The 24,622-nt window shown below is 64.3% G+C and carries 24 protein-coding genes; 3 read left to right on the forward strand and 21 right to left on the reverse strand.

Annotated features, from left to right (window positions below; all coding sequences use genetic code 11):
* Positions 1-16: 16 nt before the first annotated feature.
* The 16 genes from MHZ91_RS07150 to MHZ91_RS07225 form a co-directional block, all read right to left on the reverse strand.
* Positions 17-346 (reverse strand): DUF2818 family protein, encoded by a 330-nt coding sequence (locus MHZ91_RS07150; RefSeq protein WP_105237731.1) that lies wholly within the window; start codon positions 344-346, stop codon positions 17-19.
* Positions 347-362: 16 nt separating this feature from the next.
* Positions 363-1,847, reverse strand: a complete 1,485-nt coding sequence (nuoN, locus tag MHZ91_RS07155) for an NADH-quinone oxidoreductase subunit NuoN (protein ID WP_175123008.1) — start codon at positions 1,845-1,847, stop codon at positions 363-365.
* 9 nt (positions 1,848-1,856) lie between these two features.
* Positions 1,857-3,359, reverse strand: coding sequence for an NADH-quinone oxidoreductase subunit M (locus tag MHZ91_RS07160; RefSeq protein ID WP_239213061.1), 1,503 nt, complete (start codon positions 3,357-3,359; stop codon positions 1,857-1,859).
* A complete protein-coding gene (gene nuoL / locus MHZ91_RS07165; protein WP_175184218.1) occupies positions 3,356-5,395 on the reverse strand; it encodes an NADH-quinone oxidoreductase subunit L in 2,040 nt (679 codons plus the stop codon). The genes MHZ91_RS07160 and nuoL overlap by 4 nt, the downstream gene beginning before the upstream one ends.
* Before the next feature lie 17 nt (positions 5,396-5,412).
* On the reverse strand, positions 5,413-5,721 hold the full coding sequence (gene nuoK, locus MHZ91_RS07170) for an NADH-quinone oxidoreductase subunit NuoK (protein WP_006217969.1): 309 nt from the start codon (positions 5,719-5,721) through the stop codon (positions 5,413-5,415).
* Complete coding sequence (locus MHZ91_RS07175) at positions 5,718-6,368, reverse strand: NADH-quinone oxidoreductase subunit J (RefSeq protein ID WP_239213063.1); 651 nt, start codon at positions 6,366-6,368, stop codon at positions 5,718-5,720. Before MHZ91_RS07175 ends, nuoK begins: the two co-directional genes overlap by 4 nt.
* Positions 6,369-6,385: 17 nt before the next feature.
* Entirely contained in the window at positions 6,386-6,874 is a 489-nt protein-coding gene (gene nuoI, locus MHZ91_RS07180) for an NADH-quinone oxidoreductase subunit NuoI (RefSeq protein WP_008161196.1), read from the reverse strand.
* A gap of 20 nt (positions 6,875-6,894) precedes the next feature.
* Positions 6,895-7,968, reverse strand: a complete 1,074-nt coding sequence (nuoH, locus tag MHZ91_RS07185; protein ID WP_175137308.1) for an NADH-quinone oxidoreductase subunit NuoH — start codon at positions 7,966-7,968, stop codon at positions 6,895-6,897.
* Positions 7,968-10,295 carry an NADH-quinone oxidoreductase subunit NuoG gene (nuoG, locus tag MHZ91_RS07190; RefSeq protein ID WP_175137307.1) on the reverse strand — a complete coding sequence of 776 codons (2,328 nt, stop codon included), beginning with the start codon at positions 10,293-10,295 and terminating at the stop codon, positions 7,968-7,970. The genes nuoH and nuoG overlap by 1 nt, the downstream gene beginning before the upstream one ends.
* A 15-nt stretch (positions 10,296-10,310) precedes the next feature.
* Positions 10,311-11,678, reverse strand: coding sequence for an NADH-quinone oxidoreductase subunit NuoF (gene nuoF / locus MHZ91_RS07195; protein WP_175123014.1), 1,368 nt, complete (start codon positions 11,676-11,678; stop codon positions 10,311-10,313).
* Entirely contained in the window at positions 11,675-12,169 is a 495-nt protein-coding gene (gene nuoE, locus MHZ91_RS07200; protein WP_056321718.1) for an NADH-quinone oxidoreductase subunit NuoE, read from the reverse strand. The genes nuoF and nuoE overlap by 4 nt, the downstream gene beginning before the upstream one ends.
* A 47-nt stretch (positions 12,170-12,216) precedes the next feature.
* Entirely contained in the window at positions 12,217-13,473 is a 1,257-nt protein-coding gene (locus tag MHZ91_RS07205) for an NADH-quinone oxidoreductase subunit D (protein ID WP_175123015.1), read from the reverse strand.
* A 3-nt stretch (positions 13,474-13,476) separates the two neighbouring features.
* Complete coding sequence (locus MHZ91_RS07210) at positions 13,477-14,103, reverse strand: NADH-quinone oxidoreductase subunit C (protein WP_175123016.1); 627 nt, start codon at positions 14,101-14,103, stop codon at positions 13,477-13,479.
* Between the two features lie 79 nt (positions 14,104-14,182).
* The gene (locus MHZ91_RS07215) at positions 14,183-14,659 is read right to left on the reverse strand and encodes an NADH-quinone oxidoreductase subunit B family protein (RefSeq protein WP_006217960.1); all 477 of its coding nucleotides are present in this window, start codon (positions 14,657-14,659) and stop codon (positions 14,183-14,185) included.
* Positions 14,660-14,698: 39 nt separating this feature from the next.
* Positions 14,699-15,058 (reverse strand): NADH-quinone oxidoreductase subunit A, encoded by a 360-nt coding sequence (locus tag MHZ91_RS07220; RefSeq protein WP_006217959.1) that lies wholly within the window; start codon positions 15,056-15,058, stop codon positions 14,699-14,701.
* 293 nt (positions 15,059-15,351) lie between these two features.
* Positions 15,352-16,473, reverse strand: a complete 1,122-nt coding sequence (locus MHZ91_RS07225) for a porin (RefSeq protein WP_175184214.1) — start codon at positions 16,471-16,473, stop codon at positions 15,352-15,354.
* Positions 16,474-16,929: 456 nt separating this feature from the next.
* On the opposite strand from MHZ91_RS07225, the gene MHZ91_RS07230 reads away from it, so the two are divergent.
* From MHZ91_RS07230 to MHZ91_RS07240, 3 genes are read left to right on the forward strand one after another with little or no spacing between them, the layout of a single operon-like run.
* Positions 16,930-17,544 (forward strand): TetR/AcrR family transcriptional regulator, encoded by a 615-nt coding sequence (locus MHZ91_RS07230; RefSeq protein ID WP_175137305.1) that lies wholly within the window; start codon positions 16,930-16,932, stop codon positions 17,542-17,544.
* Entirely contained in the window at positions 17,541-17,984 is a 444-nt protein-coding gene (locus MHZ91_RS07235) for a PaaI family thioesterase (RefSeq protein ID WP_218344812.1), read from the forward strand. Before MHZ91_RS07230 ends, MHZ91_RS07235 begins: the two co-directional genes overlap by 4 nt.
* Positions 17,981-18,415 (forward strand): NAD(P)-binding domain-containing protein, encoded by a 435-nt coding sequence (locus MHZ91_RS07240; RefSeq protein ID WP_239213065.1) that lies wholly within the window; start codon positions 17,981-17,983, stop codon positions 18,413-18,415. Before MHZ91_RS07235 ends, MHZ91_RS07240 begins: the two co-directional genes overlap by 4 nt.
* Here MHZ91_RS07240 and MHZ91_RS07245 read toward each other — a convergent pair.
* The 5 genes from MHZ91_RS07245 to MHZ91_RS07265 form a co-directional block, all read right to left on the reverse strand.
* Positions 18,386-19,153: a phosphatase PAP2 family protein gene (locus MHZ91_RS07245; RefSeq protein WP_239213067.1), complete on the reverse strand. Its 768-nt coding sequence runs from the start codon at positions 19,151-19,153 to the stop codon at positions 18,386-18,388. The two genes, MHZ91_RS07240 and MHZ91_RS07245, sit on opposite strands and share 30 nt — an antisense overlap.
* A gap of 44 nt (positions 19,154-19,197) precedes the next feature.
* Entirely contained in the window at positions 19,198-19,989 is a 792-nt protein-coding gene (locus MHZ91_RS07250) for a metallophosphoesterase (RefSeq protein ID WP_175137302.1), read from the reverse strand.
* Complete coding sequence (locus MHZ91_RS07255) at positions 19,986-20,960, reverse strand: diacylglycerol kinase family protein (protein WP_239213069.1); 975 nt, start codon at positions 20,958-20,960, stop codon at positions 19,986-19,988. Before MHZ91_RS07255 ends, MHZ91_RS07250 begins: the two co-directional genes overlap by 4 nt.
* Positions 20,961-21,041: 81 nt before the next feature.
* Complete coding sequence (locus MHZ91_RS07260; RefSeq protein ID WP_239213070.1) at positions 21,042-22,841, reverse strand: gamma-glutamyltransferase family protein; 1,800 nt, start codon at positions 22,839-22,841, stop codon at positions 21,042-21,044.
* Between the two features lie 160 nt (positions 22,842-23,001).
* Positions 23,002-24,495, reverse strand: coding sequence for an ABC transporter substrate-binding protein (locus MHZ91_RS07265; RefSeq protein ID WP_239213072.1), 1,494 nt, complete (start codon positions 24,493-24,495; stop codon positions 23,002-23,004).
* Positions 24,496-24,622: the final 127 nt, after the last annotated feature.

Raw genomic sequence — 24,622 nt, forward strand, 5'->3', positions numbered from 1 at the left:
GCAGGCTGCTGCGTCGTCAGGTCCGCAGACGCGGATGCCGCTTGAAGAGATACCGGTACACAAACCCGGGATACGCCAGCACCAGAAACAGGCTGAGCGTGATCGCGTAGAACTCCCAGGTCTGGGCGAAACGGTTGCCCAGCGTGGACTCGAAGGCAAATCCCAGCGCGCCGACGATGGCGTAGAACACCAGCACTTCGATCAGGCGCATCCAGAACGGCTTGACCGCCGCCGCCCCGCCCTGCTTCCAGGGCAGCACGGCAAAGACGCGCTCGGTCAGGAAGGGAAGATTCGCGCTGACAAGCGCCAGCGCGATCAACAGCCATACCGCCAGCGTCTGGTTCATGGCTGCACTCCGTCCGTTAGAGGGTCAGCGACGAGCGGATGGCTTGCACGCACAGCGCCATCAAGCCGCCGGGCAACAGGCCCAGCACCAGGATCAGGGCGCCGTTGATCGACAGCACGCCGCGTTGGCCGGCCGTGGCCACCATCGGGGCAGCGTCGGCCGCCGGCTCGTCAAAGTAGACGACCTTGACCACGCGCAAGTAGTAGAACGCGCCGATCAGCGAGAACAGCACCGCCACCACCGCCAGCGTGACGTGGCCCGCGGCAACCAGCGACTGCAGCACGGCCAGCTTGGCGTAGAAGCCCACCAGCGGCGGGATGCCGGCCAGCGAGAACATCAGCAGCAGCACGATGGCGGCATGCCACGGGCTGCGGCGGTTCAGGCCCTTCAGGTCGTCGATGTGCTCGCACTCGAAGCCCTGACGCGACAGCAGCAGCACGATGCCGAAGCTGGCAAGCGTGGTCAGCACGTAGGTCAGCATGTAGAACAGCGAGGCGCCGTAGGCGGCCGACGACAGTTCCGGCTTGCCGGCCACCGAACCCGACATCAGGCCCAGGAGCACGAAGCCCATGTGCGAGATGGTCGAGTAAGCCAGCATGCGCTTGAAGTTCGTCTGTGCGATGGCGGTCAGGTTGCCGATGGCCAGCGACAGCACTGCCAGAATCATCAGCATCGGCTGCCAGTCCGTGGCCAGGCCGTGCAGACCATCAACCAGCAGACGCAGCGTGATCGCAAAGGCGGCCAGCTTGGGCGCGCCGCCCAGGATCAGCGTGACGGCGGTCGGCGAGCCCTGGTAGACGTCCGGCACCCACATGTGGAACGGCACGGCGCCCAGCTTGAACGCCAGACCCGACACCAGGAACACGATGCCGAACACCAGCGCCATCTTCTCGGCCTTGCCGGCGGCGATGACGTTGGATACTTCGGTCAGGTCGAGGTGACCCGTGGCGCCGTAGATCATGGACATGCCGTACAGCAGGAAACCCGAGGCCAGCGCGCCCAGCACGAAGTACTTCATGGCGGCTTCGGTGGCCACGACGTTGTCACGGCGCAGGGCGATCAGCGCGTACAGCGCCAGCGACATCAGTTCCAGGCCCAGGTAGATCGAGATCAGATTCCCGGAGGAAATCATCACCATCTGACCCAGCAGCGCGAACAGCGTCAGCACGTAGAGTTCGCCGCCGCGCATCATGTCGCGGACCTGCGCATACACGCGGCCATAGATCAGCGTTACGCCGACGGCAAGATACGAGGCGATCTTGAGCAGGTGCGACAGCTCGTCCGTGACGTACAGGCCGTTGAACGTCGAGCCAGCCACGCCGTTCTTCCACTGCACGGCCGACACGACGGTCAGCACGCCCAGGGCAAGCATGGTCAGCAGGAACGTCGGCTTGCGCTCGGGGTGATTGCTGACCGCGTCGATGAGCAAAATAGCCAGGCCGAAAATCAGCAGAAGGATTTCCGGTGTCGCCAGGGCGAAATCGATTTGGGATTGCATCATTGTCTTGTCTTACAGTTTCGAGACGGCAACGTGTTGCAGCAGGGCCTCGACCGACACGTGCATCACGTCGGTGAAGGGCTTGGGATAGATCCCCATGTACAACACGGCGATCGCCATCACGCCAAGAATCACGAATTCGCGGCGATTGATATCGGTCAGCTCGCGCACGTGGTCGTTGGCGACGTCGCCCAGGACGACGCGCTTGACCATCCACAGCGAGTACGCCGCGCCCAGGATCAGGGCAGTGGCTGCAAGCAGGCCGATCCAGAAGTTGTGCTCGACCGCGCCCATGATCACCATGAATTCGCCGACGAAGCCGCTGGTGGCCGGCAGGCCGCTGTTGGCCATCGAGAACAGGATGAAGAACGTGGCAAAACGCGGCATCACGTTCACCACGCCGCCGTAGTCGGCGATGCGGCGCGAGTGCATGCGGTCATAGAGCACGCCAATACACATGAACATGGCGCCCGACACGAAGCCGTGCGAGATCATCTGCACGATGGCGCCTTCGACGCCGGCCGTGTTGAAGATGAAGAAGCCCAGCGTGACGAAGCCCATGTGGGCGACCGACGAATAGGCCACCAGCTTCTTCATGTCTTCCTGGACGATCGCGACCAGGCCGATGTAGATCACGGCGATCAGCGACAGCGTGATCATCAGGCCGGCCAGGCTGTGCGAGGCGTCAGGGGTAATCGGCAGCGAGAAGCGCAGGAAACCGTACGCGCCCAGCTTCAGCATGATCGCGGCCAGCACGATGGAGCCGCCCGTGGGTGCTTCCACGTGGGCGTCCGGCAACCAGGTGTGGACCGGCCACATCGGCACCTTGACCGCAAACGCAGCCAGCAGCGCCACGAAGATCAGGATCTGCGGCGTGTAGCCCAGCTTGGTCTGCTGCCACGTCAGGATGTCGAACGAACCGCCCGAGACGTTCCAGAGGTAGACGAACGCGATCAGCGTCAGCAGCGAACCCATCAGGGTGTACAGGAAGAACTTGAACGCCGCATACACGCGATTTCCGCCGCCCCAGACGCCGATGATGATGTACATCGGGATCAGCGTGGCTTCGAAGAACACGTAGAACAGCATGCCGTCCAGCGCGCAGAACACGCCAACCATCAGACCCGACAGGATCAGGAAGGCGGCCATGTATTGCGCGACGCGGCTCGTGATGACTTCCCAGCCGGCCAGCACCACGATGATGGTGATGAACGCGGTCAGGAGCACGAACCACATCGAGATGCCGTCGATGCCCAGGTGGTAATTGACGTTGAAGGCTTCGATCCAGGAGGCCTTCTCCACGAACTGCATGGCGGCCGTGGAGGAATCAAAACCGGTGTAGAGCGGAATCGTGACCAGGAAGCCGGCGATCGAGCCGACGAGCGACAGGCCGCGCGTCAGGCCGGGACGGTCGTCACGGCCCACCGCCAGCACCAGCAGGCCGAATACGATCGGGACAAAGATCGCAAGCGTGAGCCAGGGAAAAGTGTTGGATGCCATCTCGCTTGCCATCATTGGGGAATCAGCACAAAGAAAGTCACCAGCGCCATGACGCCGATGATCATTGCGAACGCGTAGTGATAGATGAAGCCGGACTGCAGGTGGCGGCTGATGGCTGCCACCCAGCCCACGACGCGGGCACTGCCGTTGATCAGGATGCCGTCGATGATGCCGCGGTCACCGGTCTGCCACAGGCCGCGGCCCAGGCAGCGCAGACCACGCGCAATGATCTGCTCGTTCACCCAATCCACGTAGTACTTGTTCTCGAGGATCTTGTTCACGCCCGACAGGTTGGCCTTGATGGCGGCCGGCACCTTCGGGTTGATCAGGTAGCAGTACCAGGAGATCACGAAACCAGCCACGACCAGCCAGAACGGCAGGGTCTGGAAGGCATGCAGGCCATAGGCGACCCAGCCGTGCCATTCCTCGCTCAGCACGTGCATCGCGGGATGCTGCTGCGGCAGGACCTTGATGACGCCGTCGAAGAACTTGCCGAACAGCATGGGATCGACCGCCCAGGCGCCGATGAACACCGACGGAATCGCCAGCAGGATCAGCGGCAGCGTAACCACCCAGGGCGACTCGTGCGGCTTGCCACCGTGATGGCCGTGACCGTGGTCGTCGTGACCATGGTCGTCATGGCCATGCGCGTCGTGACCGTGACCGTGATCGCTGGTGTCGAAGCGTTCTTTGCCGTGGAAGACCAGGAAGTACACGCGGAACGAGTACAGCGAGGTGACGAACACGCCGATCAGGACGGCATAGTAGGCAAAGCTCGCGCCCCAGACGTTGGCCTGGCCGGCGGCTTCGATGATGTTTTCCTTCGAGTAGAAACCCGAGAAGAACGGCGTGCCGACAAGCGCCAGCGTACCCAGCAGGAAGGTGATCCAGGTGATGGGCATGTACTTGCGCAGGCCGCCCATGTTGCGGATGTCCTGGTCGTGGTGCATGCCGATGATGACCGAACCCGCGCCCAGGAACAGCAGCGCCTTGAAGAACGCGTGGGTCATCAGGTGGAAGATCGCGACCGAGTAGGCCGACGCACCCAGTGCCACAGTCATGTAACCCAGCTGCGACAGCGTGGAGTACGCGACGACGCGCTTGATGTCGTTCTGGATGATGCCCAGGATGCCCAGGAACAGCGCGCCGATGGCGCCGATCACGATGATGAACGACAGCGCGGTGTCCGACAGTTCGAACAGCGGCGAGAAACGCGCGACCATGAAGATGCCGGCCGTCACCATGGTGGCGGCGTGGATCAGCGCGGAGATCGGGGTCGGGCCTTCCATCGAGTCGGGCAGCCAGGCGTGCAGCGGAACCTGGGCCGATTTACCCATGGCGCCGATGAACAGGCAGATACACGCGACGGTCAGCAGCATCCAGTCGGAACCGGGCAGCGTCATGGCGGCCAGCTTGTCGGCCTGCGCGAAGACTTCACCGTAGTGCATGGTGCCGGCGTAGGCGAACAGCAGGCCGATGCCGAGCACGAAGCCGAAGTCGCCGACGCGGTTGATCAGGAACGCCTTCATGTTGGCGAAGATCGCCGTCGGACGGGTGTACCAGAAACCGATCAGGAGGTAGGACACCAGACCCACCGCTTCCCAGCCGAAGAACAGCTGCACCATGTTGTTCGACATCACCAGCATCAGCATGGAGAACGTGAACAGCGAGATGTACGAGAAGAAGCGCTGGTAGCCGGGATCGTCAGCCATGTAGCCGATGGTGTAGATGTGCACCATCAGCGACACGGAAGTCACCACGACCATCATCATGGCCGACAGCGGATCGATCAGGAAGCCGATTTCCAGCTTGGTCTGGCCGATGAGGCTCCAGGTGTAGACGGCGCCGTCGAAACGCAGACCGTTCAGCACGTCGCCCAGCACCACCACCGAACCGATGGCGGAGATGAGCACGCCGAGGATGGTGATGACGTGCGAGGCGCGGCGGCCGATGGGCCGGCCGAGGAACCCGGTGCCGAAGAGGCCCGCGAGAATTGCTCCGGCCAGCGGCGCCAGCGCGATGAGCAGGTAGAGATTGGGTGAGCTAGACATTTTCTTCCAATACCCCGTCAGCCCTTCAGGCGATCGAGTTCGTCAACGTTGATCGTGTTCAGGTTGCGGAACAGCAGCACCAAAATGGCCAGGCCGATCGCCGCTTCAGCGGCGGCCACGGTCAGGATGAAGAACACGAACACCTGGCCGGCGGTGTCGCCGAACCAGCTGGAGAACGCCACGAAGTTCATGTTGACGGCCAGGAGCACCAGCTCGATGGACATCAGGAGAATGATCAGGTTGCGGCGGTTCAGGAAGATGCCGAAGATCCCGATCGCGAACAGGATCGCGCCAAGGATCAGATAGTGGGCCAGCGTCAGCGTCATTGTTTTTCTCCTTGGGGCGCGGCAGCGTTCGAGGCGTCACGCTTGGCCTGGGCGCGCTCGCTCTGGGCGGGCATGCTCACCATGCGGAAGCGGTCCTTCGAACGCACGCGGACAGCGGCGACCGGGTCGTTGTACTTGACGTCGCGGCGGCGGCGCAGGGTCAGCGCAATCGCGGCAACCATGCCGACCAGCAGCAACGCAGCGCCGACTTCAATGGCGTAGATGTATTGCGTGTACATCGCTTCGCCGAGCGCGCGGGCGTTGTTGTAGTCAGCGGGCAGTTGCGCCTGGGGACCGGAACCGTACCAGATGGTGCCCAGCACGAAGGACACTTCCAGCACGAGCACGACGCCGATGACCAGGCCGAGCGGCAGGTAGGTCTTCATGCCCTGGCGCAAGGTGTCCATGCGGATGTCGAGCATCATCACGACAAAGAGGAAGAGCACCATCACGGCGCCCACGTACACCAGCACCAGCAGCAGCGCCAGGAACTCGGCGCCCAGCAGCATCCACAGCATGGCCGCGTTGGCGAACGCCAGGATCAGATGCAGAACGGCGGTGACCGCGCTGCGCGCGGTGATCACGCGGAACGCCGCGATCACCAGCACGGCGGCCAGTATGTAGAAAAGGACAGTGGTAAAAGTCATGGATCAGACCCTGGGCTTCAGCGGTAAGGCGCGTCTTCGGCCCGGCGGCGGGCGATGTCGGCTTCGTAGCGGTCGCCCACGGCGAGCAGCATGTCTTTGGTGAAATACAGGTCGCCGCGCTTTTCGCCGTGGTATTCGTGGATGTGCGTTTCCACGATGGAGTCCACGGGGCAGCTTTCCTCACAGAAGCCGCAGAAAATGCATTTGGTCAGATCGATGTCGTAGCGCGTCGTGCGGCGGGTGCCGTCGTCGCGCTGGTCGGACTCGATCGTGATCGCCAGCGCCGGGCACACGGCTTCGCACAGCTTGCACGCGATGCAGCGCTCTTCCCCGTTGGGGTAACGGCGCAGCGCGTGCAGGCCGCGGAAACGCGGCGACGCAGGGGTCTTTTCCTGGGGGTAGCGCAAGGTGACCTTGCGCTTGAAAAAATACTTGCCCGTGAGGCGCATGCCCTTGAGCAACTCGGTCAGCATCAGGCTGCCGAAGAAATCCTTGATCGCTTCCATATCCTGCCTCTGCTTGGCGCTTAGCGCCAAATGTTCCAGGGCGTCTGCATCCAGATCGCCACCACGACCAGCCAGACGCCGGTCAGCGGGATGAAGATTTTCCAACCCAAGCGCATGATCTGGTCATAGCGGTAGCGCGGGAACGAGGCCCGGAACCACACGAACAACGAGACCACGAAGAACGTCTTGAGACCCAGCCAGATCCAACCCGGAATCCAGGTCAGCGGCGCGATATCGATCGGGGAAGCCCAGCCGCCCAGGAACATGATCGATGCCATGCACGACAGCAGGATCATGTTGGCGTATTCGCCCAGGAAGAACAGCGCGAATGCCATGCCTGAGTATTCGACCATGTGGCCGGCCACGATTTCGGATTCGCCTTCCACGACGTCGAACGGGTGACGGTTGGTTTCGGCAACGGCCGAGATCACGTAGATGACGAACAGCGGCAGCAGCGGCAGCCAGTTCCAGGACATGAACGTCAGGCCCTTTTCGGCAAACCAGCCGCGGTTCTGCACGTGCACGATCTCGGACATGTTCAGGCTGCCCGACACCAGCAGCACCGTCACCAGCACGAAGCCGATGGCCAGTTCATACGACAGCATCTGGGCCGAGGCGCGCAGCGCGCCCAGGAACGCGTACTTGGAGTTGGATGCCCAGCCGGCGACGATCACGCCGTACACGCCGATGGACGTGATGGCCATGATGTACAGCAGGCCGGCGTTGACGTTGGCCAGCACGACGTCGGGGCCGAAGGGCACGACAGCCCAGGCCGCCAGCGCCGGCATCAGCGTGACCACGGGGGCCACGATGAACAGCACCTTGTTGGCCTGGCTGGGGACCACGACTTCCTTGGTCAGCAGCTTGAAGACGTCGGCAAACGGCTGCAGCAGCCCCTTGAAACCGACGCGGTTCGGGCCCATGCGCACGTGCATGGCGCCGATCATCTTGCGTTCCCAGTACGTCAGGTAGGCCACGCACAGGATGATGGGCACCGCAATGATGACGATCTTGACGATGGTCCAGAGGACCATCCAGACCGTCGGACCCAGCAATGCCTGACCGTGGCTTTCAAGAACATTGAGCCATTCCATCAGGCACGCTCCACGCTGATTTGACCAAATGCGCCACCCAGGGCAGCGGTAGTTTCGAAGGCGGCGGAAATGCGCACGGCGCGATCGGCCACGGCATCATCCTGCACGGTTTCCAGTTCGACGGCGCCCTGCCCGGCCGACACGCGCACCTTGACCCCGGCCGTCAGGCCCAGGCTGGTGAGAGTGCGGCCGTTCATGGCGGCGGCGGGCTTCTTCGAAGCCGGCGCGGCCTGCAGCGGTTCCGAACGGCGCACCATGGCGTCCGTGCGGTAGATCGGCACATCGGCGACGCGTTCCAGGCCGGTGAGCGCCTGGCCCAGACCCAGCGGGGCCTTGACGTCGTTGGACAGACGGCCTTCGACGCCGCTGGCCAGCACGGCGTCGCGCACGGACTCGGAGGTCTCGTCATCGAAGCCGGCCAGGTGCAGGACGTTGCCCAGCACGCGCAGGACCTTCCAGCCCGGACGGGTCTGGCCGAACGGCGTGACCGTGCCCTTGAAGCTCTGGGCCAGGCCTTGGGCGTTGACGAACGTGCCCGAGGTTTCCGTGAACGGCGACACCGGCAGCATCACGTCGGCCCATTCAGCGGCGGCCGAACGGTAAGGCGTGAGCGCGACGGCGAACTGCGCGCCACGCAGCGCGGCGATGGCTTGCTGGCCATTGTCGGCGTCGAGCAGCGGTTCGGCGTGCAGGACGATGTAGGCCTTGAGCGGTTCGGCGAGCATGGCCGCGGCGGTCTTGCCTCCCTTGCCCGGGATGGCGCCGGCGAGGTAACCGCCGACCGTGTTGCCGCCCGAGGTCAGGAAGCCGAACTTGCCGCCGGACAGGTCAGCCACGGCACGGCCATTGGCGGCCAGCGTGGTGGCCTGGGCGCTGGCGACAGCCAGGTTGCCCATCAGCACGGCGGTGTTGGCGCCGGACGCAAGGCTGGCGGCGATGAGCTTGGCGTTTTCGCCCGGCGTGACCGAGGCGAACTCGGCCGGCACGGCCTGTTCCTTGGCCTGGGCCAGCGCGACGGCCACTTCGGCCAGCGCGCGCGCCAGTTCCGACGGGGCCACGGTGATGCGCGCGGTGACGGGCATCAGGGGATCGTCGGCGGCGCTGTCGACCATCAGGATCTGCGTGCCACGCTTGGCGGCTTGGCGCAGACGCTGGGCCATCAGGGGATGATCCTTGCGCAGGAACGAGCCGACGACCAGGACGCGGTCCAGGTTGTCGAGTTCGGCGATGGGCATGCCCAGCCACGGCGCGCCGGTCAGCGCGGCGTCGAAGGCCGGGTCGGTCTGGCGCAGACGGAAGTCGATGTTCTCGGAACCCAGCGAGCGGACCAGGCGGCCCAGCAGCGCGTATTCCTCGGTGGTGGCGTATTCGGACGCCAGCGCGCCGATCTGGCCGGCGCCGAAGCTGTCACGTACGCGCGACAGGCCTTGGGCCACGGCTTGCAGGGCGTCGGCCCACGAGGCTTCCTGCCACTTGCCGTCGGTGCCCTTGATCATCGGGGCGGACAGGCGGTCGTCGCTGTTCAGGCCTTCGTACGAGAAACGGTCGCGGTCGCTGATCCAGCATTCGTTGACGGCTTCGTCTTCGAACGGGACCACGCGCATCACGCGGTCGCCCTTGACCTGGACGACCAGGTTGGCGCCGAGGCTGTCGTGCGGGCTGACCGAACGGCGGCGAGCCAGTTCCCAGGTACGGGCGCTGTAGCGGAAGGGCTTGGAGGTCAGCGCGCCCACCGGACAGATGTCGATCATGTTGCCCGACAGTTCGGACTCGATCGAACGGCCCACGAAGGTGGTGATTTCGGAGTGCTCGCCACGGCCCAGCATGCCCAGCTCCATGACGCCGGCGATTTCCTGGCCGAAGCGCACGCAACGGGTGCAGTGGATGCAGCGCGACATTTCCTCGGCGGAAACCAGCGGGCCCAGGTCCTTGTGGAACACGACGCGCTTTTCTTCCTGGTAACGCGAGGAAGAGCCGCCGTAGCCCACGGCCAGATCCTGCAGCTGGCATTCGCCGCCCTGATCGCAGATCGGGCAGTCGAGGGGGTGATTGATGAGCAAGAATTCCATCACCGACTTCTGAGCGGCGCGAGCCTTCTCAGAGCAGGTGTGGACGACCATGCCGTTGGTCACGGGCGTGGCGCAGGCGGGCAGCGCCTTGGGCGCTTTTTCCACTTCAACCAGGCACATCCGGCAGTTGGCCGCGATGGACAGTTTCTTGTGGTAGCAGAAATGCGGCACGTAAAGCCCGACTTTCTGGGCGGCATGCATGACCATGCTGCCTTCGGGCACTTCGACCTTGTTGCCGTCGACGGTTAGTTCAACCATTGCTGTTCCTGAGACCTACAGATATTGCGGGACCACACAAGACTTGTGCTCGATGTGGTGCGCGAATTCGTCGCGAAAATGCTTGAGGAAGCCACGGACGGGCATGGCGGCGGCGTCACCGAGAGCGCAGATGGTGCGGCCCATGATGTTGAGCGCCACGTTGTCCAGCAGCTCCAGATCTTCCGGACGGCCTTGACCGTTTTCGATGCGGTGCACCATGCGGTAGAGCCAGCCGGTGCCTTCGCGGCACGGCGTGCACTGGCCGCAGCTTTCCTCGAAATAGAAGTACGACAGACGCAGCAGCGACTTCACCATGCAGCGCGTCTCGTCCATGACGATCACAGCGCCAGAGCCGAGCATCGAGCCGGCCTTGGCGATGGAGTCATAGTCCATCGTGCATTCCATCATGATGTCGGCGGGCAGGACCGGGGCGCTCGAGCCGCCGGGGATGACCGCCTTCAGCTTCTTGCCGCCGCGCATGCCGCCAGCCAGTTCAAGTAGCGTCGAGAACGGGGTGCCCAGCGGGATCTCGTAGTTGCCGGGACGCTCGACGTCGCCGGTGATCGAGAACAGCTTGGTGCCGCCGTTGTTCGGCTTGCCGACTTCCAGGTAGGCCTGGCCGCCGTTGCGGATGATCCACGGCACCGCCGCGAACGTTTCCGTGTTGTTGATGGTGGTGGGCTTGCCGTACAGGCCGAAGCTGGCCGGGAACGGCGGCTTGAAGCGCGGCTGGCCCTTCTTGCCTTCCAGCGATTCCAGCAGCGCGGTTTCTTCGCCGCAGATGTAGGCGCCGTAACCGTGGAAAGCGTGGAGCTGGAAGCTGAAGTCGGAACCGAACAGGCGGTCACCCAGGAAGCCGGCGGCACGCGCCTCTTCCAGCGCTTCTTCGAAGCGCTCGTAGACTTCGAAGATTTCGCCGTGGATGTAGTTGTAGCCGACGCTGATGCCCATGGCGTAGGCCGCGATCGCCATGCCTTCAATCACGATGTGCGGATTGAAGCGCAGGATGTCGCGGTCCTTGAACGTGCCGGGCTCGCCTTCGTCGGAGTTGCAGACGAGGTACTTCTGGCCCGGGAAGGCGCGCGGCATGAAGCTCCACTTCAGGCCGGTCGGGAAGCCCGCGCCGCCACGGCCGCGCAGACCCGACGCCTTGACTTCGGCGATCACGTCTTCCGGCTTCATGCCGGTGGTCAGGATCTTTTTCAGGGCTTCGTAGCCGCCGCGCTTGACGTAGTCGGCCAGGCGCCAGTTGGCGCCGTCGACGTCGGCCATGATCTGCGGCTGCAGGTGGCGGCCGTGCAGGGCCATCGAGTTGGACAGGTCGTTCAGGGGGTTGGGATCCAGCCCCTGCGCGAACTGCTTGTACAGGTCAGGCGCGTTCATGCCGACTCTCCTTGCTGCTTGAGGGCCGCGACCAGCGCGTCCAGCTTCTCGTCGGTCATGCGCACGCACATATGCTTGTTGTTCACGATCAGCACGGGGGAGTCGCCGCAGGCGCCCATGCACTCGCCTTCGACCAGCGTGAACTGGCCGTCTTCGGTGGTCTGGCGATAGTCGACGCCCAGCTTGCGCTTGAGGTATTCGCCGGCGCGGTCGCCGTCGCGCAAGGCACAGGGCAGGTTCGTGCAGACGGCGATCTTGTTCTTGCCGACGGGCTTGACGTCGAACATGTTGTAGAACGTGGCGACTTCCTGGACCGCGATGGGCGGAACGCCAATGTAGTTGGCCACGTCTTCGATGACTTCGGTAGCCAACCAGCCCTTCTCTTCTTGCGCGATGGCAAGCGAGGCCATGATGGCGGACTGCCGCTGGTCGGCCGGGAACTTGGCCAGTTCACGGTCGATTTTCTGGTAGGCCTGTTCGGAAAGCAGCATAGTTTGAATCCGGGTTATGCGGGCGTGCTCGTGACTGTCTGGGCGGATCAGCGATCGATCTCGCCGAAAACGATGTCCTGCGTGCCAATGATGGTGACGGCGTCGGCGATCATGTGGCCACGCGACATTTCATCCAGCGCTTGCAGGTGGACAAAGCCAGGCGCCCGAATCTTCAGGCGGTAAGGCTTGTTGGCGCCGTCGGACACCAGATAGATGCCGAATTCGCCCTTCGGGTGCTCCACCGAGGCGAACGCCTCGCCCGGGGGCACGTGGAAACCTTCAGTGAAGAGCTTGAAGTGATGGATCAGCTCTTCCATGTTGGTCTTCATGGCGGTACGCGACGGCGGGGCGATCTTGTGGTTCTCGATCATGACCGGGCCGGGATTGTTGCGCAGCCATTCCACGCACTGGCGGATGATGCGATTGCTTTGGCGCATCTCGGCGATGCGGACCAGGTAGCGGTCGTAGCAGTCGCCGTTGACACCCACGGGGATGTCGAAATCAAGCAGGTCGTAGACTTCGTAGGGCTGCGTCTTGCGCAGGTCCCAGGCGACGCCCGAACCACGCAGCATCGGGCCGGTGAACCCCAGCGCCTTGGCGCGCTCGGGATCGACCACGCCGATGCCGACCAGACGCTGCTTCCAGATGCGGTTGTCGGTGAGCAGGGTTTCGTACTCGTCGACGCAGCCGGGGAAGCGGTTGGTGAAGTCTTCGATGAAGTCCAGCAACGAGCCCGAACGCGCTTCGTTCATGACGCGCATTTCCTTGTCGCCACGGAACTTGCTGGAGTCGCCGTACTGCGGCATCGAATCCGGCAGGTCGCGATAGACGCCACCCGGCCGGTAGTAGGCCGCGTGCATGCGCGCGCCCGAGACCGCTTCGTAGCAGTCCATCAGGTCTTCGCGTTCACGGAACGCGTACAGGAATACCGCCATCGCGCCCACGTCCAGGGCGTGCGAGCCCAGCGACATCAGGTGGTTCAGCAGACGCGTGATTTCATCGAACATCACGCGGATGTACTGCGCGCGCAGCGGGGCTTCGACGCCCAGCAGCTTTTCGATGGCCATGACGTAGGCGTGCTCGTTGCACATCATGGACACGTAGTCCAGGCGGTCCATGTAGGGCAGCGCCTGGATGTAGGTTTTGTGTTCGGCCAGCTTTTCGGTGGCGCGGTGCAGCAGGCCGATGTGCGGATCGGCGCGCTGGATGACTTCGCCGTCAAGCTCGAGCACCAGGCGCAGCACGCCGTGCGCGGCCGGGTGTTGAGGACCGAAGTTCAGGGTGTAGTTCTTGATGTCTGCCATGATTCAACGCCCCATGCCGTAGGTGTCTTCGCGGACCACGCGCGGGGTGATCTCGCGCGGATCGATCGTGACCGGCTGGTAAATGACGCGCCGCTGCTCGGGGTCGTAGCGCATTTCGACGGTGCCCGACAGCGGGAAGTCCTTGCGGAACGGATGGCCGATGAAGCCGTAGTCCGTGAGGATGCGGCGCAGGTCCGGATGGCCTTCGAAGACGATGCCGTACAGATCGAAGGCTTCGCGCTCGAACCAGCCGACCGTGGGCCAGCATTCCATCAGCGAGGCGACCATCGGGAACTCGTCGTCAGGCGCCCACGTGCGCACGCGCAGCCGCCAGTTGTTCTCGAGGGAGAGCAGGTGCGCCACCACGGCATAACGCGAGCGGTGGATGCGGACGTTGGTTTCCTCGGGCATCTGGCGCGTGCCGTTGCCCCAGGTCAGGTAGTCGACGCCGCAGAGGTCGATACAGGTTTCAAAGCGCAGGCCGGCTTCGGTGCGCAGCTTGTTGCAGACGGAGAACCACTGCTCCGCGGGCACTTCGAGCGTCAGCTCGCCCAGCGCCTCGGTCAGCGCAATGTCCGCGCCGAGGGTGGTCTGCAAATTGTTTTTCAGGGATTCGAGCCTGGTCATCATCTTGTACGCTTAGGTGAACCGATACGCTGGTTTCGCAGGTTCGAGGCGGCTGAGGCCTGCCGTCGAACCTGACGAAGCATCAGCGCGCAATCGTGTTGGTCAGGCGGATCTTGTTCTGCATTTGCAGCAAGCCGTAGACCAGCGCCTCGGCCGTGGGCGGGCAGCCCGGCACGTAGACGTCTACCGGTACGATGCGATCACAGCCACGCACCACCGAATACGAGTAGTGGTAGTAGCCGCCGCCATTGGCACAGGAGCCCATGGAAACCACCCAGCGCGGCTCGGGCATCTGGTCGTAGACCTTGCGCAGCGCGGGCGCCATCTTGTTGCACAGCGTGCCGGCAACGATCATAAGATCGGACTGGCGCGGGCTGGGCCGGAAGATGATGCCGAATTGGTCCAGGTCATAGCGGGCTGCGCCCGCGTGCATCATCTCAACCGCGCAACAGGCCAGACCGAAGGTCATGGGCCACATCGAACCGGTCTTCGCCCAGTTCAGGAACTTGTCGGCGCTGGTGGTGATGAACCCTTGCTTGAGAATGCCGTCTATAGCCATATTCGTCTCTGATAACGTGCTGTGAAATGAACCCGAAGGTCACTCCCAATCCAGCGCGCCCTTTTTCCATTCGTAGATGAAGCCGACGGTCAACACGGCGAGGAAAACCATGACCGTCCAGAAACCGACGAGTCCGACGGTGCCCTGGGCAATGGCCCACGGGAACAGGAACGCGATTTCCAGGTCGAAAAGAATGAACAGAATCGCCACGAGGTAGTAGCGCACGTCAAACTTCATGCGTGCATCTTCAAACGCTTCGAAGCCGCACTCGTAAGGCGAGAGCTTCTCAGCGTAAGGACGCCGCGGGCCAAGGAGGGAGCCGGCCGTTAGAAGCGCGAACCCGATAAGGGTGGCCACTACGATAAACAGCAGGACGGGAAAATACTGTTGCAGGTTCATTCAGGCGTCCGTCAAATGCGCAAACCTTAGGATTGTAGCATTCGCGCGGTTACTTCCGGCTGAACTCTGTAGCTTGAATAGCAGGCGAAAGACTGCATTCCTCAAATGGAACAATTGCAGCTTTCGTCGGTGCATGTCGAGCATGTGCGGCTCGAACGACACGAAGCCGTAGTATGCCTGAATTCAGTCCGCAGACGAAAAAAAACCACCCCCAAAAGGGTGGTTCATGCGAACGGGCCGAGGCCCGTTCGCTTTTGCTTTAAATCCACACAGGGCTTGCGCCCTGCATTGGATTAGAAGCGGTGACGCACACCGATGCCGACGGCGGTCGACTTGACGTCGTCCAGGAAGGCGTAGTTGGTGGCGTACGAACCGTAGGCGTACAGGTTGGTACGCTTGGACAGGTCGTAGGTGTAGCCCAGCGAGTAGATGTTCATGTTGGCATCGTCGCCCGTCAACTTGTCGTTCGACGGGTCAACACGCTGCCACGAACCGAAGACGTTCGAAGCGCCACCGATGGGGGCCGACAGGCCGACCAGGTAGGAGTTGGCCTTGAAGCCGTCAGCAAACACGTTGCTGATGCCGCTGGCGGTTGCCGACAGGATCGAGTTGCCGTTCACGCCGGGGCCAGCGAACCAGCCGTCGGTGGTGCGGCCGTAGACCAGGGCCAGCTTGACCACTTCGAAGTCATACGAACCACCGATCATGTACGAACGCGGGGTAGCGTCGGTAGCTTCGGTCGTCAGACGGTTCGAGGCGTTCAGTTGGTCGTACGACAGAGCGACGTTCAACGGGCCGTTGACGTAGCGCAGACCAGCGGTGATGGCGCGGGTGTTGTCGGCGGTCTTGAAGCCGGTTTCGGTCGTCTTCGTGTCGTCGGCGCTGAACGAGTAGCCGGCGCCGAATTGGAAGCCGCTGAACGACGGGGTTTGGTACATGACCATGTTGTCGTAGCGCTGCGTGTTAGCGGCGCTCAGACCGGTACCGATGTTAGCTTGACCGAAGCCAGCGCCGAACGGATCGATCGAACCGAAGTACTTCGAAGCGATGTTGGTTTGACGACCGAAGTCCAGTTGGCCCCAGCTGTCGCTGGCCAGACCGACGGTGGCTTGACGACCGAACAGACGGCCACCTTGAGCCGAACGGCCGTTGCCCGAATCAAAGCCCGATTCCAGTTGGAAAACAGCGCGCAGGCCGTCACCCAGATCTTCCGAACCACGCAGACCCCAGCGCGAACCGTTTTGGACGCCGTTGATCATGCCGAAGCGGCTGCCGTTGACGGCGTCGCTAACACCGCTGATACGGTTGTAGCCGAGGCCCGTGTCGATGATACCGTACAGGGTGACAGACGTTTCTGCCTGGGCGACACCGGCGAAACCGGCGAGCAGGGCGGCAGCGAGCAGAGTCTTTTTCATTTAAGAAATCTCCGTTGATTTGAGTGACAAGAGCAGCAATCCAGCAAACCAGCCTGCCGCCCCCCTAACTCCGCGAAGGGAAGTTGACGCTATTGCATCAAAAATCGGGGGGACTGGCTATGGTCGGCATCAGAAAAGTGCAGGTTTGCGACAGGCTTGTTGGGAAGTTGCAACATCCCGCTGATGCTTGCCGCGCAACGCTAGGGCTTTCCCTTACCGAACTGCCCGAGCGCGCAACCATGCGACTTTCGGCCCTGCCCCCAATTTTCCGGGCAATTCCAAAACCCATTCGTCACGCTACTTTCTTCGCGGCTCCGGCTGCCATGCAGCGCTAAACCGGAGCGGCCGGGATGATGCCGGCACTGAAGATCATCGTAATCACGTGCGGCGCTAATAACGTTGTTATTAATAAAAATCGTCGATATGATCGATGGCACCGTATAGCCGCTGAGCGCCATGTCCACCCCTTCCCCTCGAGCCGACCGCAACGAACGCCTGAGCGCCCTGCGCAGGCAGATCATCCTGGACGCCGCGCAGCGCGTGTTTGAACGGGATGGTCTGGAAAAGACGACGATCCGGGCCATCGCCAAAGAAGCTGGTTGCACGACGGGCGCCATTTATCCCTGGTTCGCGGGCAAGGAGGCGCTTTACGGGGAACTGCTGGACGGATCGCTGCAACGGCTGCACGCGCATCTGGCGCAGGCGGGCGATGCCGAGACGCCGCAGTCGGCCGCGCGCGGCGTGATAGGGGCGTTTTTTGCCTACTACGCGCAGCGGCGCACGGATTTTTCGCTGGGGATGTATCTGTTCCAGGGACTGGGCCCGCGGGGGCTCGGCCGGGACATGGACGAAAAGCTCAATGGCCGGTTGCGGCAATGCATCGATCTGATCGGCCAGGCGCTGTCGCGCACAAAAGGCTGGCGGGACGAGACCGTTCAGGCCGAGCAGATGAACGTGTTCACCTATTTGATGGGACTGTTGCTGCTGGTGCACACCCGCCGCCTCAAGTCGCTGGGCCAGCAGGCCGATGCGCTGCTGGACAACTATTGCCACGCCCTGGAACAACGATGACCGCAACCGCCCTCGCCGCCGATGCGCGCGCGCCGCAGATCAGCCTTGCCGACTTTCACGTGTTGCTTGCCGACCAGCATCCGTTCTCGATGCTGCTGGGGATCGATGTGCTGCACATCGGCCACGGCACGGCGCACGCCGTGTTGCCCGCCCGCGACGCGCACCAGCGGCTGGGCGGCATTGTTGCCGGACCGATGCTGATGGGACTGGCCGACCTGGCCATGTATGCGGCAGTCGTGGGCGCCACCGGGCAGGCCCACGCGGTCACGGCCAGCCTGACCATCAATTTCCTGCGCAAAAGTCCGGCAGGCGCCATCCATGCGCATGCCCGGCTGCTCAAGGTGGGCCGGCTTTCCGCGGGCGAAGTCGTGCTGACCGGCGAAGGCTCGGACGAGCCGGTCGCGCATATCGTGAGCACGTGGTCGGTGCCCAAGCCATGAGTCCGCGCGTCAGCATCGTCGGCATGGGCAGGATCGGCACGATGGCCGCGCGGCGGCTGCTGGCCGCCGAGCCGGACATTGCGCTGACCCTCTATGACATCGAGGCGGAGCGGTGCGAAGATTTCCGTGGCAACGCGACGCTGGCAACCTCGGCGCGCGAAGCCCTGGCGGAGTCAGACACCATCGTGCTGGCCCTGCCCCGGGAGCGCGAGATCGATCGCACGCTCGAACGCTTCAGCGACGGACAGGTCACTGCGCCCATTGCCGGCAAGCTGATCATCGATCTGGACCCGCCACCCGCCGACCGGATGCGGCAGCTTAACCGCGCCATCGCCTGCGCGGGCGGGCGCTACACCTGCGCGCCCATGCAGGCGCCCGCCGCGGACGGCATCGAGGCGCGCCTACTGGACGCGCTGAACCGTCCTGCCTGACACGTGCAGCCGTTCGACGGCCGCCACGCACAGGACCAGCCATCCCAGGCTGACCGCGAACCCGGCTACGACATCGCTCGCAAAATGAACCTGCAGCAGGATGCGGCTGAGACCGATGGCCATGATGAGCGCGGCCATGAACGCCACGCAGGGCAGACGCCACGCGGGTGGTGCGAATCGCCACATCAGGTAGCAGGCCGTGCCGTACACAGCCATTGCCGCCGACGAGTGGCCGCTGGGAAAGCTCCAGCCGGTCGCCATGGCGTAGCCGTGATCGTGGTCGGGCCGCACGCGCTCGAACGTGTGCTTGAACAGCCAGTTCAGCGCGCCGTTCAGGCCGGTCGCGACCGCGCAGAAGAGCGCGAGCTGCCACGACCCGCGCCATAGCAGCGCAATCGTCATCAACACGGCGACGACCGTGAGCAAGTTGCGGTCACCTAGATACGTGATCCAGGACAGCAACCAAAGCATGGACGTCGACATGGACATGCTGAGCGCATTGGCGAGCGCGCTGTCGAACGCCACGATCGTCCCGCGGCTCTCGACTGCCAAGGCCAGCGCCAGAAACAACGCAAAGGAAATGCCCACCGTCGCGCCGAAGAGCGCGGCACGGCCGTTGCCGGACAGGCGGCCATGGCAGCGCATGAAGAGCAGCGCCACGCCGCCCGCGACCAGCGGCAGCGCGACAAACAAAGAGAGGGCATGGGCTGCGGCCCATGCCGCGTAGACATCGGTCATGTATGCGCCATCAAAAGAAAGGTGCGTGGGGGCCGCGCCCCCTGCTACAACGAGACCAGCGTCTTGTCGACCGGCGCGAAGGCATGCGCGCCCGCCGCGTAATCCCACCGCTCGACGTGGCAGACCTGCTGGCCGTCTTCTTCAGAGCGGGTGATCACGCCCAGCGAGTTGGGCACGGTGCCCCGCACCCGGTGCGAGCAGGTCGTCCCGGCCTGGACGATCCAGCCGGCCGGTCCGGTGGGCGCGGTCAGCGGCAGCACGTAGGGCAAGTGTATGTGACCGCCCAGCACCAGGTCGACACCCGCCTGGGCCCAGGCCGACAGCGCACGCTCCCGGCCGATCAGCAGATTGGACAGGTCCGATTCGACCTTGGCGCGCACCGGGTGGTGCGCCACGACGAGGCGCAACTGGCCCGGCCGGGCCTGCCGCAGCCGCTGGGCGACGCGAGCGATCTGGGCATCGGAGATCTCGCCATCCTTGTGGCGTTTTGGCCGCGTGGTGTTCACCCCGATGGCGAGCACGCCGTCGTTTTCGAACACGGGCTCGAGGATCGGCCCCAGCGCGCGCTTGTAGTTGCCATAGGGATTGAGGGCGCGTGCGAATACGTTGTACAGCGGGATGTCGTGATTGCCGGGCACCGCCAGCACGGGCAGGGCCAGACGCTCGATGAACCGGCGCGCGGCGGCGAACTGGCTGCGGCGCGCGCGCTGGGTGATGTCGCCGCTGAGCACCACCAGATCGGGCGACAACTGCCGCGCCAGGTCCAGCACGGCTTCGACGACCGCCTTGCGCTCCGTGCCGAAATGGGTGTCCGACAAATGCAGGATCCGCGTCATGAGCGGTCCAGGAGCTCGGGGTCCGCCGGCACCACCAGGGGCAGGCGATCGCTCGCCACCTTGAATTCAAGCGGCGTGTCCATCCAGGATATCTCGCCGTCCATCGCCACCTTGACCCGGCGGCGCCCGCGTACACCGACCGTCAGCTTGTCGAAGGCGAAGCTGATGACGTTCTCGGCGTCGCCCATCCGGCTGAGCAAACCGCGCACCAGCAGGCCGTACAGGGCCAGCGTGCCCACCGGCCGCGCCGCCATGGCGATCAGCCGGTTGCGGTCGAGCTCGTCGTGCTCGATGCCGATGTGTTCCAGTTGCAGCTTGTTGTTGCCCACGACGAGCGTCGGCGACCGCAGACTGCGCGACTTGCCCTCGAATTCGAGCTGCAACCCGAGCTGGCGCGGTTGGCGCCAGAGCGTGACCAGGCCTGACCACAGCGCAACCCAGCGCCTGCGCCCGTAGCGTTGCTTGTAGGCCTCGCGGTCTTCGAGCAGTTGCGGATACAGGCCGAGGCTGGCGTTGACGAGAAACAGTCGGCCGTTTAGCAGGCCGACCTGAACGGGCCGGATGGTGCCTTGCAGGAAGCCGCGCAGCGCCACCTCGGTTTCCTGCGAAATGCCGTAGGTGCGGCCGAAGTAGTTGAAGGTGCCTTGCGGCAGGATGCCGAACGGCACGCCCTGTCCCAGCACCGTGGACGCAACGGCATTGAGCGTGCCGTCGCCGCCCGCGGCGATGACGACGCCCTGCTCGTCCTGGGCGCGCTTGACCGCCTGACGCGCCACGTCCGTCAGCCGCGACGGATCGCCGACCGGCATGAGTTCGTAGCGCCGCCCGGCCTCGTCGAGGATTGTCCGGATGGTGTCCTGCAAGACCTGCGCGTCGCCGCGCCCCGATCCTTTATTGAGGACGATGAATAAGGGTTCTTTTCCCGTGAGGGGTCGAGCCGCTGTTGCCGGGCTCTGCTCGGATGGCGTCATGCGACAAACATACCCTAAGCGGGTAAACCGCCGCAAGACGCCGCACGGCGCACGCTTTGTAAGAAAGCGTGCGCCGTCCGTTCAACGGCCGACGGCGTACGCTTGCATCAGGCGCGGCGTGGCGGCCGCATGCAGCAGTCCGTCCGCGTCACGCGAAGCGGCGGTCAGCCGGCCGACCGACCACTCGGGCAGTTCTTCGATCTGGTGGCCGCGCTGGCGCAGCGCCGCAATGACCTCGGCGCCGAAGCTGGCCTCCAGCGCCAGATGACCGGGTTTGCGGTCGCGCGGGTAGAAGGACGTGGGAAAGTGCATGGTGTGCGACATGGGCAGGTCGATGGCTTCCTGCAGATTCAGGCCGTGGTGCACGTGTCGCAGGAAGAACAGCAGTTGCCATTGTTCCTGCTGGTCGCCGCCCGGCGTGCCGAAGGCCAGGTACGGCTTGCCATCGCGCAGCGCGAGCGACGGGGTCAGCGTGGTGCGCGGGCGCTTGCCCGGCGCCAGCGTGCCGGGCAGGCCTTCTTCCAGCCAGAACATCTGGGCGCGGGTGTTCAGGCCGAAGCCCAATTCCGGAATGACCGGCGAGGACTGGAACCAGCCGCCGGACGGCGTGGCCGAGATCATGTTGCCCCAGCGGTCGATCACGTCCACGTGCGTGGTGTCGCCGCGCTTGGCCGACGCGCGCATATCGGCAAGGGTCGGTTCGTTCGTGGCGCTGCCGGGAGCGGTGACGGGCGACAGGCGCTCGAGCGTGTCCATGACGCGCGCGACCTGCGCCTCGAAGCCGGGCACCTGGCCGGGCAGCAGGTCGTGCGACGCGCCCTCCCCGATCAGTTGGCGGCGTTCGGCGTTGTACGCGTCGGAAAGCAGATGGGCGAGCGGCACGTCGATGAAGGCCGGGTCGCCGTAATAGGCTTCGCGGTCGGCAAAGGCGAGCTTCATGGCCTCGGTCACCCGGTGGATGAATTCGGCGCTGGTGGGACTGACGCCCGCCAGGTCCATGTCTTTCAGGATGGCGAGCGTCTGCAGGAAGACCGGCCCCTGGCTCCAGGCGCCGGCCTTGGCGACCGTGTAGCCGTGATAGTCGTAGGTCAGCGGTTCGTCGTAGCTGGCGGACCAGCCGGCCAGGTCGTCGGCCGTGATGACGCCGCGGTGGGTGGCGCCGCTTTCGTCCATGACGTCGGTGTTGCGGGCGAAGCGGTCGATTTCGTCGGCGATGAAACCTCGGTAGAACGCGTCGCGCGCGGCCTCGATCTGGCGCTCGCGGTCGGCGCCGGCGCCCTCGGCGGCTTGCAGCACGCGGGTCCAGGTGCGGGCCAGTGCCGGATTGCGGAACAGCTTGCGGGCCTGCGGCACCTGCCCGCCCGGCACGTAGACCTGAGCGGTCGTCGGCCAGTGGGTTTCGAAGAAGTCCTTCAGGCCGGCAATGGTGTTGGAGATGCGCGGCATCAGCGCATGGCCGTGTTCCGCGTAATAGATGGCGGGTTCGAGCACGTCCCGCACGCGCATCGTGCCGTGGTCGCGCAGCAGCAGCATCCAGGCATCGAACGCGCCGGGGATCACGGTAGCGAGCAGGCCGTTGCCGGGAATGAGCTTCAGGCCTTCGGCGCGGTAGCGTTCCAGCGTGGCCGCGGCGGGCGTGGTGCCCTGCCCGCACAAGACCTCGACCTTGCCGGTGCGGGCCGAATAGAACACGGCCGGCACTTCGCCGGCCGGGCCGACCAGATGGGGTTCGACCACCTGCAACACGAACGCCGAGGCGACGCAGGCATCGAACGCATTGCCGCCGCGCTCCAGCAGCGACATGCCGGCCGAACTGGCCAGCCAATGGGTAGACGTCACGACACCGAAGGTGCCGAGGATTTCCGGGCGAGTCGTAAACATGGTGGGTCCTGATGTTGGGATGTAAGACCGATTCGGGTGTCTGGCACCTAGACACCCCACAGCAGCAAGTGTCGCCATCCGGAACACCGCGGATCCGGCTCCGCCGGTCCGCTGGTGTTGCCCCCTTGAGGGGGCCCGCGTCAGCGGGTACGGGGTGGGCTTATTTCTTTACGCCCTTTAGACGGATCAGACCGTCGGGGTACGGGACGAAGCCGTCCACCTTGGCCTGCACCCCGAACGTCCACGGCAGGTAGAACAGGTAGATGATCGGACGCTGATCCTGCATCGCGGCCAGCACCTGGTCGTACATGGCGCGACGCTTGGTCGTGTCGGACTCGGCGCGGGCGTCGTTGAGCAGTTTGTCGACGGCGGGGTCGCAGAATTTGCCGTCGTTCAGGTTGCCCTTGCAGCTCAGGTACTGGTGGATATTGCCGCTGGGATCGACCCGGCCCGACCAGCCGCTCTGCCCGATCTGGAAGTCGCCGCGGGCCAGCGAGGATTGCAGCGAGGCGAATTCGACCGGACGCAGGGAAATGTCGAAGCCCGCTTCCGCACCCATGGCCTGCACCAGTTCGAAGACCTGCTGCATGGTGGTGTTGTTGCCGAAGGTGATTTCGACCTTCACGCGGTCGTAGCCGGCTTCCTTCAGCAAGGCCTGCGCCTTCTTGGGGTCGCGGCCCGGGCGGTCGAAGGACTTGTTGTACGCAAAGCTGGCGGGCGGGAACGGCTGGTGGGCGGGCTGGAACATGCCTTCGCCGATCACCTGGTTCAGGACGTCGCGATCGATGGCCAGATCCAGCGCCTGCCGCACGCGCTTGTCCTTGGCGAGCGGATGATCGGCGCGCGCGCCGTTGGCGAGGTTCACGGAGATGGACTGGAAGCCCAGGCCCGTGACCGGCGCCAGACGCAGGCTGGCGTCATCCTTGACGGCCTTGGCGTCGCTGGGCGCCACGCGTTCGATGATGTCCAGGTCGCCGGCGCGCAGGTTGTTCAGGCGCACGGTGTTGTCCGGAATCGGCGTGTAGACGAGGCGGTCGAAGTGGTAATTGGCCGCATCCCAGTACTTGGGGAATTTCTCGAGCACGATGCGATCGTTCTGCACGCGCTCCTTGAATTGGTACGGGCCCGAGCACACGGGCTTGCCGCCGGGGTCCTTGTCGAAGCTGGCGGGCGAAATCATCATGCCGGCGCGGTCGGACAGCTGCGACAGCAGCGAGGCATCCGGTTCCGACAGGTTCAGCACCACGGTGTGCTCGTCGGGCGCGTCCACGCTGGCAACGGTGGCCAGCTCGCTCTTGCGGTTGCTGTCGGGCAGCGTGCGGGCGCGGTCGAGGTTGGCCTTGACGGCGGCGGCGTTGATGGGGGTGCCATCGTGGAACACGGCATCCGTGCGCAGCTTGAAGGTCAGCGTCTTGTTGTCCGGGCCGACGGTCCAGGATTGCGCAAGCTGCGGCACGATCTTCAGATCGGGGGTGATGTCGACCAGCCTGTCGCACAACGAGGCGAACACGATGCGGCCGACAAAGGTGCGGGCGCGCGCCGGGTCCAGCACGTCCGGGTCGTCCTGCAGCCCGATACGCAGCGTGGACTGGGCGTTCGCCAATCCGGTGGCCAGCATTCCCGCCATGGCCATGGCGAGGCAAAATTTACGCATGAATGATCTCCGTCGATTCCGTCAGGATCTGTCGTCTCGTGCGCGGAGGCACCGCCTGGCTGGGAGCAACAGACCCCGGGACGCGCCGCATCGCCGGGCCCATCCCCCTCGTGCGCACGCCGTTTGT

It is taken from the genome of Achromobacter sp. ACRQX (assembly GCF_022346505.1).
Lineage (GTDB): Bacteria > Pseudomonadota > Gammaproteobacteria > Burkholderiales > Burkholderiaceae_B > Achromobacter > Achromobacter animicus.

What these genes read in the sequence shown, in the direction of transcription:
- MHZ91_RS07255 (WP_239213069.1), bottom strand. Translation starts at nt 20,960, where the DNA reads ATGACGCCATCCGAGCAGAGCCCGGCAACAGCGGCTCGACCCCTCACG.
- nuoL (WP_175184218.1), bottom strand. Translation starts at nt 5,395, where the DNA reads ATGTCTAGCTCACCCAATCTCTACCTGCTCATCGCGCTGGCGCCGCTG.
- MHZ91_RS07175 (WP_239213063.1), bottom strand. Translation starts at nt 6,368, where the DNA reads ATGACTTTTACCACTGTCCTTTTCTACATACTGGCCGCCGTGCTGGTG.
- MHZ91_RS07160 (WP_239213061.1), bottom strand. Translation starts at nt 3,359, where the DNA reads ATGATGGCAAGCGAGATGGCATCCAACACTTTTCCCTGGCTCACGCTT.
- MHZ91_RS07205 (WP_175123015.1), bottom strand. Translation starts at nt 13,473, where the DNA reads ATGGCAGACATCAAGAACTACACCCTGAACTTCGGTCCTCAACACCCG.
- MHZ91_RS07235 (WP_218344812.1), top strand. Translation starts at nt 17,541, where the DNA reads ATGACCGCAACCGCCCTCGCCGCCGATGCGCGCGCGCCGCAGATCAGC.
- MHZ91_RS07265 (WP_239213072.1), bottom strand. Translation starts at nt 24,495, where the DNA reads ATGCGTAAATTTTGCCTCGCCATGGCCATGGCGGGAATGCTGGCCACC.
- MHZ91_RS07260 (WP_239213070.1), bottom strand. Translation starts at nt 22,841, where the DNA reads ATGTTTACGACTCGCCCGGAAATCCTCGGCACCTTCGGTGTCGTGACG.
- nuoE (WP_056321718.1), bottom strand. Translation starts at nt 12,169, where the DNA reads ATGCTGCTTTCCGAACAGGCCTACCAGAAAATCGACCGTGAACTGGCC.
- MHZ91_RS07210 (WP_175123016.1), bottom strand. Translation starts at nt 14,103, where the DNA reads ATGATGACCAGGCTCGAATCCCTGAAAAACAATTTGCAGACCACCCTC.
- MHZ91_RS07240 (WP_239213065.1), top strand. Translation starts at nt 17,981, where the DNA reads ATGAGTCCGCGCGTCAGCATCGTCGGCATGGGCAGGATCGGCACGATG.
- MHZ91_RS07230 (WP_175137305.1), top strand. Translation starts at nt 16,930, where the DNA reads ATGTCCACCCCTTCCCCTCGAGCCGACCGCAACGAACGCCTGAGCGCC.
- nuoN (WP_175123008.1), bottom strand. Translation starts at nt 1,847, where the DNA reads ATGATGCAATCCCAAATCGATTTCGCCCTGGCGACACCGGAAATCCTT.
- nuoI (WP_008161196.1), bottom strand. Translation starts at nt 6,874, where the DNA reads ATGGAAGCGATCAAGGATTTCTTCGGCAGCCTGATGCTGACCGAGTTG.
- MHZ91_RS07225 (WP_175184214.1), bottom strand. Translation starts at nt 16,473, where the DNA reads ATGAAAAAGACTCTGCTCGCTGCCGCCCTGCTCGCCGGTTTCGCCGGT.
- MHZ91_RS07250 (WP_175137302.1), bottom strand. Translation starts at nt 19,989, where the DNA reads ATGACGCGGATCCTGCATTTGTCGGACACCCATTTCGGCACGGAGCGC.
- nuoF (WP_175123014.1), bottom strand. Translation starts at nt 11,678, where the DNA reads ATGAACGCGCCTGACCTGTACAAGCAGTTCGCGCAGGGGCTGGATCCC.
- MHZ91_RS07245 (WP_239213067.1), bottom strand. Translation starts at nt 19,153, where the DNA reads ATGACCGATGTCTACGCGGCATGGGCCGCAGCCCATGCCCTCTCTTTG.
- MHZ91_RS07150 (WP_105237731.1), bottom strand. Translation starts at nt 346, where the DNA reads ATGAACCAGACGCTGGCGGTATGGCTGTTGATCGCGCTGGCGCTTGTC.
- nuoH (WP_175137308.1), bottom strand. Translation starts at nt 7,968, where the DNA reads ATGGAATGGCTCAATGTTCTTGAAAGCCACGGTCAGGCATTGCTGGGT.
- nuoK (WP_006217969.1), bottom strand. Translation starts at nt 5,721, where the DNA reads ATGACGCTGACGCTGGCCCACTATCTGATCCTTGGCGCGATCCTGTTC.
- MHZ91_RS07220 (WP_006217959.1), bottom strand. Translation starts at nt 15,058, where the DNA reads ATGAACCTGCAACAGTATTTTCCCGTCCTGCTGTTTATCGTAGTGGCC.
- nuoG (WP_175137307.1), bottom strand. Translation starts at nt 10,295, where the DNA reads ATGGTTGAACTAACCGTCGACGGCAACAAGGTCGAAGTGCCCGAAGGC.
- MHZ91_RS07215 (WP_006217960.1), bottom strand. Translation starts at nt 14,659, where the DNA reads ATGGCTATAGACGGCATTCTCAAGCAAGGGTTCATCACCACCAGCGCC.